Genomic DNA, 11,648 nt, shown 5'->3' with positions numbered 1-11,648 from the left:
CATGACGGATCTCCCGGCCACGGTGCGGTGGCAACTCTGGATAGTGGCGTTCGGTTTTTTTATGCAAACCCTTGATACCACTATTGTCAATACGGCCCTGCCCTCCATGGCCAGTAGCCTGGGAGAGAGCCCGCTGCATATGCATATGGTTATCGTCTCCTATGTGCTGACGGTGGCGGTTATGCTGCCCGCCAGTGGCTGGCTGGCGGACCGGGTCGGGGTGCGTAATATTTTCTTCTGCGCCATTGTGCTGTTTACCTTCGGCTCGTTACTGTGCGCACGCTCCACCACCCTGGATGAGCTGGTTATGGCCCGGGTTGTTCAGGGGATCGGCGGCGCCATGATGGTGCCGGTAGGCAGGCTGACGGTGATGAAAATCGTCCCCCGGGCGCAATATATGGCGGCGATGACGTTTGTCACCCTGCCCGGCCAGGTCGGGCCGCTGCTGGGCCCGGTACTCGGCGGCCTGCTGGTGGAGTACGCCTCCTGGCACTGGATCTTTTTAATTAACCTGCCGGTGGGCATTATTGGTGCCATCGCCACCCTGTGGCTGATGCCCAACTACACCATGCAGACCCGGCCTTTTGATCTCAGCGGCTTTTTTATGCTGGCCTTTGGTATGGCGGCACTGACCCTGGCGCTGGACGGCAAAGGCGGGCTGGGAATTTCCAGCCTTTATCTCACCCTGCTGATTGCCGCCGGGCTGGTGGCGATCCTGTGCTACCTGTGGCACGCCCGGGGGAACGCCCGGGCCCTGTTCAGCCTTGAGCTGTTCAACACCCGGACCTTCTCCGTGGGCCTGCTGGGCAGCCTGCTGGGGCGTATCGGCAGCGGTATGCTGCCCTTTATGACCCCGGTATTTCTGCAACTGGGAATGGGGCTGTCGCCGTTCCACGCCGGGCTGATGATGATCCCGATGGTGCTTGGCAATATGGGCATGAAGCGCATTGTGGTTCAGGTGGTTAACCGCTTTGGTTACCGCCGGGTGCTGGTGACCAGCACCCTGAGCCTGGCGCTGGTCAGCCTGAGCCTGGCGGTGGTGGGGATGCTCGGCTGGTTCTGGCTGCTGCCTGTTGTGCTGTTGTTCCAGGGCTCGGTGAACGCAATCCGCTTTTCCTCCATGAATACCCTGACACTCAAAGATCTGCCCGATGCCCTCGCCAGCAGCGGTAACAGCCTGCTGTCGATGATTATGCAGCTGGCGATGAGTATTGGCGTGTCGGTGGCGGGCCTGCTGCTGGGTGCCTTTGGTCAGCAGTCGGTAACCGGCAGCGGTGGCGACACCCATAGCCTGTTTTTATATACCTATATCGCGATGGCGGTGATCATTGCCCTGCCGGCGCTGGTGTTTACCCGGGTGCCCAATGACACCACGAAAAACGCCGTCATCTCCCGGCGCAAAAGGAGCAACAGCTGATGAAAATCTGGCGGCCCGGGATCACCGGCAAGTTATTCCTGGCGATCCTCGCCTCCTGCATTCTGGTGCTGGTACTGATGCACTGGGCAGTGCGGGTGAGCTTTGAACGCGGTTTTATTGACTATATCAAGCACGGTAACGAGCAGCGCCTGACGCTACTGAGCGACGCGCTCGGCGAGCAGTATGCCCAGCGCGGCAGCTGGCGTTTTCTGCGCCATAACGGCCACTATATGTTCCAGCTGCTGCGCTCTTTTGACCGGGATCCGGACAACGACATTAACATGCCGCCCCACGGCTGGCGCACCCAGTTCTGGGTGACCGACGCCCGCAACAATATGCTGGTCGGCCCGCCGCCCCCGATCCCCCGGGACGGGGCCCGCCGGGCCATCAAAGTGAATAATGAGGTGGTTGGCTGGGTGATAGCCTCCCCGGTGGAGCGGCTGACCCGCAACACGGATATTAATTTCGACCGCCAGCAGCGCCGCTCCAGCTGGCTGATTGTCGTGCTCTCTACCCTGCTGGCCGCCGGTGTCACCTTCCCCCTGGCCCGGGGGCTGCTGCGCCCGGTAAAACGCCTGGTGGAAGGAACCCACCGCCTGGCCGCCGGGGATTTTTCCACCCGGGTGGCGACCAGCTCCAACGATGAGCTGGGCCGCCTGGCCCGGGACTTTAACCAGCTCGCCAGCTCACTGGAAAAAAACCAGCAGATGCGCCGTGCCCTGATGGCGGACATCTCCCATGAGTTGCGCACCCCGCTGGCGGTACTGCGCGGCGAGCTGGAGGCCATCCAGGACGGGGTGCGCCAGTTTACCCCGGATACGGTCGCCTCCCTGCAAATGGAGGTGGGCACCCTGACCAAGCTGGTAAATGATCTACACCAGCTCTCGCTGTCTGATGAAGGCGCCCTTGCCTACCAGAAGCGCCCGATAGACATTATCGCCCTGCTGGAGATGGCCGCCGGTATTTTCCGCGAGCGTTTCCACTCCCGCGCGCTGGAGATCAAACTGGCCCTGCCTGATGATGTGATAATCTTTGGCGATCCGGACCGGCTCTCCCAGCTGTTTAACAACCTGCTGGAAAACAGCCTGCGCTATACGGACAAAGGTGGCCAACTGACCATTTCCGGCCAGCTGACCGGTGAGCGGTTTATACTGACCTTTTCCGACAGCGCACCCGGCGTGACCGACCATCAGCTCACCCAGCTTTTTGAGCGCTTCTACCGCACGGAAGGCTCCCGCAACCGGGCCAGCGGCGGCTCCGGGCTGGGGCTGGCGATTTGCTACAATATCGTCGCGGCCCACGGCGGCCAGATCAGCGCCGGGCATTCGCCTTTCGGCGGGGTAAGCATTACAGTAGAGCTACCGCTGGATCCTGCATTACAGAGAGAAACATGACCGAGTTACCCATTGACGCCTCCACACCGCGCATTCTGATTGTTGAAGACGAGCCCAAACTGGGCCAGCTACTGATAGACTACCTGCGCGCCGCCAGCTATGCCCCCTCCCTGATAACCCACGGGGATCAGGTGCTCGCCTATGTGCGCCAGACCCCGCCGGACCTTATCCTGCTGGATCTGATGCTGCCGGGAACCGACGGTTTAACCCTGTGTAAAGAGATTCGCCGCTTCTCGGATATTCCCGTGATTATGGTGACCGCTAAAATTGAAGAGATCGACCGCCTGCTGGGGCTGGAGATTGGCGCCGATGACTATATCTGTAAGCCCTACAGCCCGCGGGAAGTGGTGGCCCGGGTTAAGACGATTCTGCGGCGCTGCAAACCCCGCGGCGAAGCCCTGCACCACCCGCAAAGCGCGGCTGCGCTTATCATTGATGAGGGCCGCTTCCAGGCCAGCTGGCGCGGTAAAGTGCTGGATCTGACCCCGGCAGAGTTTCGCCTGTTAAAAACCCTCTCTGCGGAGCCGGGCAAGGTTTTCTCCCGGGAGCAGCTACTCAACCACCTCTATGACGACTACCGCGTGGTGACCGATCGCACCATCGACAGCCACATTAAAAACCTGCGCCGTAAACTCGAAGCGCTGGACAGCGAAGAGTCCTTTATCCGTGCGGTGTACGGTGTGGGCTACCGCTGGGAGGCGGACGCCGGTTCAATTATCTGAGCCCGCGCCCGGCAGGATTATCAACACAAAGCAGAGGTGGCTCCTTCACTGTTAAACAGGGATGCCCAGCCGGGTTTCAGAGAATGCGTTTGACCGCCTCGCTATAAACTTCCGGGCGTTCTCTTTTCCCGACAGAAATCACAAAGACGACAACCTGCGCGTCAATGACCTGATAGACAAGACGATAACCTGAAGACCTGAGCTTTATCTTGTAACAATCAGGCATACCGCGAAGTTTGTTCGCTTCAATTCGGGGTGACTCAAGCACTTCAGCCAGCTTCTTTTTAAACTGTTCACGTACTGTCGAGCCCAGCTTTCGCCACTCCTTTAGTGCCCGCTCGTCAAAATCCAGAAAATACGCCATCAGAGCTCATCCAGCGTCACACGGACCGGCTTCGGATTGCGAAGACGCTCTTTTATTATCTCCACGAGCTCAGCATCTTCATCACTCAGGAGTGTCTGTCTGAACGGCAGACGTTCATTATCAGCGATATATTCAAGCATGAGACGAAGCGCTTCAGAGGGCGTTATACCCATTTTTTCAAGCGCAGCGTAAGAGCGAGCTTTAAGTTCATCATCAATACGCAGGTTAATGCTACCCATGTCTTATACCTCTTGTAATTACAAACGTCATTACAAGTGTCGCACTACAAAATGGGTATGACAAGTGTGCTGATATCACCGTTATGATCCTGTTGCCCCAGAAATCGCGTGGGAACATCTCTGAGCCCGCGCCCGGCAGGTTTACTCTCTGCCTGCGGGGCGCTACAATTCCCGCCCTTAATTTGTGGGCCTCCCACCGTTACCCGCCACACGCCCGTGTGGCCCTGACCTGACATCAGAACGAGAACATTATGTTTACACCAGAACTCCTTTCCCCGGCGGGAACGCTGAAGAATATGCGTTACGCTTTCGCTTATGGTGCCGACGCGGTTTACGCCGGCCAGCCGCGCTACAGCCTGCGGGTGCGCAATAACGAATTCAACCACGAGAATCTTGCGCTCGGCATCCGGGAAGCCCACCAGCTGGGGAAAAAGTTTTATGTGGTGGTCAATATTGCCCCCCATAACGCCAAGCTGAAGACCTTTATCCGCGATCTGCAACCGGTGGTGGATATGGGGCCGGACGCGTTAATCATGTCTGATCCCGGGCTGATTATGATGGTCCGCGAAGCCTTCCCGGCGATGGATATTCACCTGTCGGTACAGGCCAATGCGGTTAACTGGGCGACGGTAAAATTCTGGAAACAGATGGGGCTTACCCGGGTGATTCTCTCCCGGGAGCTTTCCCTGGAAGAGATTGCCGAAATCCGCCAGCAGGTGCCGGATATCGAGCTGGAGATTTTCGTTCACGGAGCCCTGTGCATGGCCTACTCCGGGCGCTGCCTGCTTTCCGGCTATATCAACAAGCGCGATCCGAACCAGGGAACCTGCACTAACGCCTGCCGCTGGGAGTACAAGGTTCAGGAAGGTAAGCAGGACGATGTGGGGAATATCGTCCATCAGCATGAGCCGATCCCGGTGCAGAATATTGAGCCGACCCTCGGTCTCGGCGCCCCGACCGATAAAGTCTTTATGATCGAAGAGGCCCAGCGCCCCGGGGAATATATGACCGCGTTCGAAGATGAACACGGCACCTATATTATGAACTCCAAAGATCTGCGCGCGATTCAGCACGTTGAAAAACTGACCCGGATGGGGGTCCACTCACTGAAAATTGAAGGGCGCACCAAATCGTTTTACTACTGTGCCCGCACCGCGCAGGTTTACCGCCGGGCGATTGATGACGCCGCCGCCGGGAAACCCTTTGACGCAGCCCTGCTGGACACCCTTGAAGGGCTGGCGCACCGTGGTTACACCGAAGGTTTCCTGCGCCGCCACACCCACGACGATTACCAGAATTACGAGTACGGCTATTCGGTGTCTGACCGCCAGCAGTTTGTGGGCGAATTCACCGGCGAGCGGCGCGGTGAGCTGGCCGCAGTGGCGGTGAAGAACAAATTCACCAAAGGTGACAGCCTGGAGATGATGACCCCGCAGGGCAACGTGGTCTTTACCCTCGAACAGATGGAAAACACCAAAGGCCAGCCGGTCGATGTCGCTCCGGGGGATGGCCACACCGTATGGATCCCGGTGCCTGACGATATGGCGCTGGAGTACGGGCTGCTGTTGCGCAACCTGGCGGGACACACGACCCGGGATCCCCACGGCAAAAACAAGGCGTAGACCATTTTGCACGTAATGTGATCGGACCTCACAAAAAAAGAAGTAACCTTACGTTATTTTTCAAATTGTTCAGGATCTTAGAAACCGGTCACACACTGTTTTGTCGGATATCCGTATGATTCGCCGTGCTGCAATTACATATCCTACAAAGCAACCTATACCAGGAACCACCTCCTTGGCCTGCCCGATCTCCCTCGGGCAGGCCGATTTTTTATCCGCCACCATTACGCAATGGTGACCCGGGTATCCAGATACACATCCTGAACCGCGTTAATCAGTCTCACCCCTTCGGCCATAGATTTCTTGAACGCCTTGCGCCCCAGAATCAGCCCCATGCCCCCGGCCCGTTTATTGATAACCGCAGTGCGTACCGCGTCTGCCAGATCGGTCTCGCCACCGGCGGCCCCGCCGGAGTTAATCAGCCCCGCGCGCCCCATATAGCAGTTCGCCAGCTGGTAACGCACCAGGTCGATAGGGTTATCGGTGGTCAGCCGGGTGTATACCCGCTCGTCCGTATAGCCAAAGCCGATGGCGCTGTAGCCGCCGTTATTTTCCGCCATTTTCTGCTTCACAATATCGGCACCAATGGTGGCGGCAAGGTGGTTGGCCTGGCCGGTGAGATCGGCGCTGACGTGGTAGTCCACCCCGTCTTTTTTAAACGCCGGGTTGCGCAGATAAGCCCACAGTACCGTGACCAGCCCCAGCTCGTGGGCCCGTTCAAACGCCGCGGAGATCTCTTCAATCTGGCGGCGCGACTCCGGCGAGCCAAAATAGATGGTCGCCCCGACGGCCACCGCCCCCAGATTAAACGCCTGCTCTACACTGGCGTACAGGGTCTGATCATAGGTGGTGGGATAGCTGAGGGTCTCGTTATGGTTGAGCTTGACCAGAAACGGGATGCGGTGGGCATAACGCCGGGAAACCGAAGCCAGCACCCCGTAGGTAGACGCCACGCAGTTACAGCCCGCCTCAATCGCCAGCTCGACAATATTTTTAGGATCAAAGTAGAGCGGGTTGGCGGCAAAAGAGGCCCCGGCGGAGTGCTCTACCCCCTGATCAACCGGCAAAATAGAGAGATACCCCGTACCGGCCAGGCGCCCGGTGTTGTACAGCGTCTGCATATTGCGCAGCACCGCCGGGGGGCGGTTGTTATCCGTCATGACCCGATCCACATAATCACTGCCCGGTAAATAGAGCTGATCTGCGGCGATGGTGGTACAGCGGTGCTGCAACAGGCTGTCGGCATCTTTGCCCAGCAGCTGTGTAATATCCGTCATAATGTGCTCCCGTAATGGCCGGTCATCACTCACCGGCTGAACATTAAACCTGCCCGGTAACGGGCAGGTTTAAGTCTGGTCGCACAACGGCATCTTCGCCAGCAGCAGGCGGAGATTACAGGCGGAACGGCTGGCAGCTCAGGTGGACACGCCCGTTTACCACCACTGGTGGAAATGGTGCACCGGGCCGTTGCCGTGGCCCACTTCCAGGCTGTCTGCCTGGGCCAGCGCGGCGGACAGCCAGCGTTTTGCTTCTGCCACCGTCTCCCCCCAGTTGCTGTGGCGCGGGCGCAGTGCCGCCAGCGCTGCCGACAGTGTACAACCGGTGCCGTGGGTATTTTTCGTCACCACTCTTGGTGCGGTGAAGCGCATCACCTCATCACCGGTGAATAACCAGTCCGGGCTTTGGGGATCGTCCAGCAAGTGGCCGCCTTTCATCAGTACCGCGCCGCACCCCAGCGCCAGTAGCGCCGCCCCCTGCTCACGCATCTCCTGCTCACTGGTGGCCTGGGGGCAGCCCAGCAGGGCCGCCGCCTCCGGCAGATTCGGGGTAATGAGCGCCACCTTCGGTAACAGTGTCTCCCGCAGGGCGCTGACGGCGCTGGCTGAGAGCAGCGGATCGCCGCTTTTCGCCAGCATCACTGTATCCAGCACCACGTTGGTGACCTGGTAGCGCGCCAGGCGTTCAGCAACCGCTTCCACAATATCCGTTTCCGCCAGCATGCCGATTTTGCAGGTGTCGATACGCACATCACTGAATACCGAGTCCATCTGGGCGGCAACAAACGCCGGTTCAATCCGATAAACCGACTGTACGCCGGTGGTGTTCTGGGCCACCAGGGCGGTGATCACCGAACAGCCGTACGCCCCGAGCGCCGAGAAGGTTTTTAAATCCGCCTGGATCCCGGCACCGCCGCTGGGATCGGTTCCGGCGATGGTTAAGGCGTTGATCCGTTTCAGTGTCATGCCAGTGTCCTCGCATCCAGTTGATAAAGTGCATCCAGAAAATCCGCCACAAAACTGCCCGGGCCGCGACAGGTGGTGACGGCCTGGCTCCCGGCGGCGGACATTATCCGGCAGGCTGCCGCCACATGCTCCAGCCGGTTCCCGGGGAGCGCGCAGCAGGCGGCGACCACCGCAGACAGGGCGCAGCCCGTTCCCACGACCCGGGTCATCAGAATATCCCCGCCGGGCACGGCCAGCACCCGCTCACCGTCGGTGACGTAGTCGGTTTCACCGGTTACCGCCACAACAGCGCCGGTCTGCCGGGCAAGCGCCCGGGCGGCCGGAATGGCGGCGCTGGCGCTCTCCATTGTGTCGACCCCACGGCCACCGCCGGACAGGCCTGCCAGGGCAAGGATCTCCGAGCCATTACCGCGAATAGCCGCCGGCGCTAATGCCAGGATCTGGCGGGCAAACTCACTGCGAAAGTGCAGCGCCCCCACCGCAACGGGATCCAGTACCCAGGGTTTAGCCGCCTGCCGGGCCGCCTCAATAGCAGCCATCATCGCCTGTGCCTGCGGGCGGGTTAAGGTGCCGGTGTTTATCAGTAATGCATCAGCAATGGCGGCAAACTGGCGGGTTTCTCCGGCATCAGTCACCATCGCGGGGGACGCCCCCAGCGCCAGTAACACATTGGCGCTAAAAGCCTGCACCACGTCGTTAGTCATACAGTGCACCAGGGGGGCGCGGGAATGTAATTGTTGAAGAGTATCGGCGGCCTGCGGGCCGCTCAGCAGATCAGGCTGCATAGGGTTAACGCTCCTGCCCGGCGCGGGAAGAGATACCGGTCAGATATCAGACTTCCCTACGCTGGCATTATCCAGATCAGGTGGTACGGGTATTTCTCAGCCTTCACCAGGAAGGGCACCCCGAGTCTTTAAACGTAGATTCTGTTTGTCTTACAGTAAATTACGTATTTTCACACAGTCCATTAGTACATCATATAACGGCGTAAATGTGTAGCCTGAATCACTGGCGTTGTATCAGGGCTGCCTGTGAATATGTCCCGCTACCTTTACAGCCGCCAGCACCGGGGTGGGCGAACAACGGCGCAGTGCCAGGTATGCAGAGCCCCTTTTGGGTATCCGCGTTATATATTACCCTCATCATAATTAATAAAATGAACTATCAGCGGCTTAATAATGAATAGCCAACAGGTTTAATTTAACCTGAATACGTTTAATTTTAAGATCTTTTCCGAGAAAGTATTTTCAGCATGCCGAGGGAGGGAACTGTACAATTAATGTCCTGAACGATCAGAAGAAACAGGATTCCTGTGGCTCCGCATCGGGGAATTAGGAGGAGAACAGTTGTATGAAACTTTCGGCAATTAATTTTATAACGACATATCGAGTTGAAATCGCTGGGATCTTTTTGATTCTTGGAATAATTAATTATGTTTCTTACGTGATTTATGACAAGTTAGCTAAGAGAAAATTCATGATTCTATGCTCTCTATTTGTTGAAAAATTTGGAGCAAAACCAGCTGAAGTTTTAATTTATCAGGATGGTGGATTCTTTTTCTCATTTATGCGTGACGCATTCTTTATTAAAGCATTATATTTTAAAGAAAATTCATTTCATACGCGGGGAATGAATAATGAACAAATACGCTTCATTAAAGAACTTCCTAATCAGTACACCAATTGGTTACGTGTAAAAGTGCGACTTTCCATCGTCGGTATTATTTTACTATTTATGATGCTATCAGTTTTCTATTTGTCAGCATTTATTTAACGACAATAAATAGTCAGGTTTTACGCCTGACTATTTTATTTACTCCCAATCAATACCATCAATTACATAAGAAACTGAAGATAAGGGAAACGTATACAAATAGCCTTAGAGATCCCTGCGCTTTTCTCGTGCCCTACGGTTTTCTGCAGATACAGAATTTTTTCACCCAGCCAGTCATTGTGGCAGAACAGACCGAATGACAGATAGAATGCAGTAACCGCCGCTATCCATAATCATCCAGATAAGGAATACCCAACTGATCTCGAACATCAGCAAACACTTTGCCGATCTTCGCCATGTTCGTACCTGCCACTACGGCGCAGCACCAGGTATGCAGAGCCCCTTTTGGGTATCCGTGTTATATATTACTCTCATCATAATTAATAAAATGAACTATCAGCGGCTTAATAATGAATAGCAAATAGGTTTAATTTAACCTGAATACGTTTAATTTTAAGTTCTTTTCCGAGAAAGTATTTCCAGCATGCCGAAGGAGAGAACTGTAAAATTAATGTTCTGAACGGTCAGAAGAAACAGGATTCCTGTGGCACTGCAAGGGAAAATGATATTAAACGGCGCAGATTACGCCCCCTTCAATCTGTATGGTGTGGGCGTATTTATGGCCTTTTCCGGTAATAGTATTTACAGAAACAAAGGCGCATGTGGTGCTGTTAAAGGAGAAGGGCCAATACCGCCAGGTAAATACTGGATTGTTGATCGTGGTTCTGGTGGACTGGTATCAAAAATAAGAGAAAAATCTCTTGATTTATTTAATAAAATTTATAACGGCACCCAATTTGGGCATAATGAATGGTTTGCTCTCTATCGGGATGACTGGGGCATTGATGACGGAACATGGATAGACGGCGTCTATAGGGGGTTATTCAGACTTCACCCAGGAACTATTTCAGAAGGTTGCATCACCATTGCCCACAATTCTGATTATGCGCAAATCCGTAATGCGTTAATGAACACATCACTGATTCAGGTTCCCTGTATGCGTTCCCTTATGGCCCGTGGCTGGATTGAGGTGGTTGCCAGTGACTATACCTATATTTGTTCGTAAAACTTCAAAAATATTATATTACATCCTTCTGTCTTTATGTGTAGGACGCGCAATTGGCCCCCCGGAAATATGGATGAATCACAATTTAACACTCGAATTAGGGCGATTTATCTATGATTCAGAAGAGCCTGGAGCAGATAATTTTTATGAACTCTACGTTTATATATCAGTAATCAGTATTTTTTCAATAACAACCGTGCTTTACATTTTAACCATGCTAGCGTTCAAATTAATCAGGAGAAAATAAAATGCCTATCCCTCCGTATATGTGGATTAAAGACGATGGTGGAGCAGATATTAAAGGTTCTGTAGATGTTCAGGATCGAGATGGAAGCATAGAGATCATTGGATTAAGCCACGGGATTAATATTCCAGTAGATAATGCCAATGGTAAGATTACCGGTACTCGCCAGCATTCATCAATGATGATTGAAAAAGAAGTTGATAGCTCTACGCCCTACCTGTACAAAGCAGCAGCAACAGGACAAACTCTGAAAAGTGCTGAAATTCGTTTTTATCATATCAACCATGCCGGACAAGAGGTTTGTTATTACTCGGTCCTTATGGAAAATGTGAAAATAACAGGCGTTAATTGTGGCGTACCAAACGTTAAACTGGCTGGTAATGACAAAATGAATCACGTTGAAAGCGTCAGCCTGCAGTATGAAAAAATAACATGGAAAATTCTTGATGGTAATATCCAGTACACAGACTCATGGAACGAAAGATCAACCGCCTAACGAGCGGTAATGAAGTCAATAACAAACTAGCCTGCTGTGTACAATGGACTTACAGGACTTGCAACACG

The 11,648-nt window shown here is 54.7% G+C and carries 12 protein-coding genes, 1 pseudogene and 1 riboswitch; of the genes and pseudogenes, 7 read left to right on the top strand and 6 right to left on the bottom strand.

What is annotated here, in order from left to right; all coding sequences use genetic code 11:
- Position 1 precedes the first annotated feature (1 nt).
- From mdtD to baeR, 3 genes are read left to right on the top strand one after another with little or no spacing between them, the layout of a single operon-like run.
- On the top strand, positions 2-1,417 hold the full coding sequence (gene mdtD / locus EBL_RS06905; RefSeq protein ID WP_002439945.1) for a multidrug transporter subunit MdtD: 1,416 nt from the start codon (positions 2-4) through the stop codon (positions 1,415-1,417).
- Positions 1,417-2,811 (top strand): envelope stress sensor histidine kinase BaeS, encoded by a 1,395-nt coding sequence (baeS, locus tag EBL_RS06900; protein ID WP_002439944.1) that lies wholly within the window; start codon positions 1,417-1,419, stop codon positions 2,809-2,811. Before mdtD ends, baeS begins: the two co-directional genes overlap by 1 nt.
- Positions 2,808-3,533 carry an envelope stress response regulator BaeR gene (baeR, locus tag EBL_RS06895; protein ID WP_002439943.1) on the top strand — a complete coding sequence of 242 codons (726 nt, stop codon included), beginning with the start codon at positions 2,808-2,810 and terminating at the stop codon, positions 3,531-3,533. The genes baeS and baeR overlap by 4 nt, the downstream gene beginning before the upstream one ends.
- 76 nt (positions 3,534-3,609) lie before the next feature.
- On the opposite strand, the gene EBL_RS06890 is transcribed toward baeR, so the two are convergent.
- On the bottom strand, positions 3,610-3,897 hold the full coding sequence (locus EBL_RS06890; protein ID WP_002439942.1) for a type II toxin-antitoxin system RelE family toxin: 288 nt from the start codon (positions 3,895-3,897) through the stop codon (positions 3,610-3,612).
- Positions 3,897-4,136, bottom strand: coding sequence for a type II toxin-antitoxin system antitoxin RelB (gene relB / locus EBL_RS06885; protein WP_002439941.1), 240 nt, complete (start codon positions 4,134-4,136; stop codon positions 3,897-3,899). The genes EBL_RS06890 and relB overlap by 1 nt, the downstream gene beginning before the upstream one ends.
- 251 nt (positions 4,137-4,387) lie before the next feature.
- Here relB and trhP point away from each other — a divergent pair, with 251 nt between their 5' ends.
- Positions 4,388-5,758, top strand: a complete 1,371-nt coding sequence (trhP, locus tag EBL_RS06880; protein WP_002439940.1) for a prephenate-dependent tRNA uridine(34) hydroxylase TrhP — start codon at positions 4,388-4,390, stop codon at positions 5,756-5,758.
- 224 nt (positions 5,759-5,982) lie between these two features.
- On the opposite strand, the gene fbaB is transcribed toward trhP, so the two are convergent.
- From fbaB to thiM, 3 genes are all read right to left on the bottom strand, one after another.
- On the bottom strand, positions 5,983-7,035 hold the full coding sequence (gene fbaB / locus EBL_RS06875) for a class I fructose-bisphosphate aldolase (protein WP_002439939.1): 1,053 nt from the start codon (positions 7,033-7,035) through the stop codon (positions 5,983-5,985).
- Between the two features lie 156 nt (positions 7,036-7,191).
- On the bottom strand, positions 7,192-7,995 hold the full coding sequence (thiD, locus tag EBL_RS06870; RefSeq protein ID WP_034920040.1) for a bifunctional hydroxymethylpyrimidine kinase/phosphomethylpyrimidine kinase: 804 nt from the start codon (positions 7,993-7,995) through the stop codon (positions 7,192-7,194).
- A 2-nt stretch (positions 7,996-7,997) separates the two neighbouring features.
- A complete protein-coding gene (gene thiM / locus EBL_RS06865; RefSeq protein ID WP_002439937.1) occupies positions 7,998-8,786 on the bottom strand; it encodes a hydroxyethylthiazole kinase in 789 nt (262 codons plus the stop codon).
- A gap of 36 nt (positions 8,787-8,822) precedes the next feature.
- A riboswitch (TPP riboswitch) is annotated at positions 8,823-8,919 on the bottom strand.
- 432 nt (positions 8,920-9,351) lie between these two features.
- Here thiM and EBL_RS06860 point away from each other — a divergent pair.
- Positions 9,352-9,774, top strand: a complete 423-nt coding sequence (locus tag EBL_RS06860) for a hypothetical protein (RefSeq protein WP_002439936.1) — start codon at positions 9,352-9,354, stop codon at positions 9,772-9,774.
- Between the two features lie 39 nt (positions 9,775-9,813).
- On the opposite strand, the pseudogene EBL_RS20835 reads toward EBL_RS06860, so the two are convergent.
- A pseudogene (locus EBL_RS20835) lies at positions 9,814-10,087 on the bottom strand (integrase); the annotation flags it as partial.
- Positions 10,088-10,318: 231 nt separating this feature from the next.
- Here EBL_RS20835 and EBL_RS06855 point away from each other — a divergent pair.
- Together EBL_RS06855 and EBL_RS06845 are read left to right on the top strand one after the other, a co-directional pair.
- Entirely contained in the window at positions 10,319-10,840 is a 522-nt protein-coding gene (locus EBL_RS06855) for a DUF2778 domain-containing protein (protein WP_002439935.1), read from the top strand.
- A 248-nt stretch (positions 10,841-11,088) separates the two neighbouring features.
- Positions 11,089-11,580: an Hcp family type VI secretion system effector gene (locus tag EBL_RS06845; RefSeq protein WP_002439933.1), complete on the top strand. Its 492-nt coding sequence runs from the start codon at positions 11,089-11,091 to the stop codon at positions 11,578-11,580.
- Positions 11,581-11,648 lie beyond the last annotated feature (68 nt).

The organism is Shimwellia blattae DSM 4481 = NBRC 105725, assembly GCF_000262305.1.
GTDB lineage: Bacteria > Pseudomonadota > Gammaproteobacteria > Enterobacterales > Enterobacteriaceae > Shimwellia > Shimwellia blattae.
Note: the sequence above shows the minus strand (reverse complement) of the source record. Positions and strands in the feature narration are given on the sequence as shown.

Coding starts and splice junctions, on each gene's coding strand:
- fbaB (WP_002439939.1), bottom strand. CDS start 7,035: ATGACGGATATTACACAGCTGCTGGGCAAAGATGCCGACAGCCTGTTG.
- EBL_RS06845 (WP_002439933.1), top strand. CDS start 11,089: ATGCCTATCCCTCCGTATATGTGGATTAAAGACGATGGTGGAGCAGAT.
- baeR (WP_002439943.1), top strand. CDS start 2,808: ATGACCGAGTTACCCATTGACGCCTCCACACCGCGCATTCTGATTGTT.
- EBL_RS06860 (WP_002439936.1), top strand. CDS start 9,352: ATGAAACTTTCGGCAATTAATTTTATAACGACATATCGAGTTGAAATC.
- thiM (WP_002439937.1), bottom strand. CDS start 8,786: ATGCAGCCTGATCTGCTGAGCGGCCCGCAGGCCGCCGATACTCTTCAA.
- relB (WP_002439941.1), bottom strand. CDS start 4,136: ATGGGTAGCATTAACCTGCGTATTGATGATGAACTTAAAGCTCGCTCT.
- EBL_RS06890 (WP_002439942.1), bottom strand. CDS start 3,897: ATGGCGTATTTTCTGGATTTTGACGAGCGGGCACTAAAGGAGTGGCGA.
- baeS (WP_002439944.1), top strand. CDS start 1,417: ATGAAAATCTGGCGGCCCGGGATCACCGGCAAGTTATTCCTGGCGATC.
- trhP (WP_002439940.1), top strand. CDS start 4,388: ATGTTTACACCAGAACTCCTTTCCCCGGCGGGAACGCTGAAGAATATG.
- mdtD (WP_002439945.1), top strand. CDS start 2: ATGACGGATCTCCCGGCCACGGTGCGGTGGCAACTCTGGATAGTGGCG.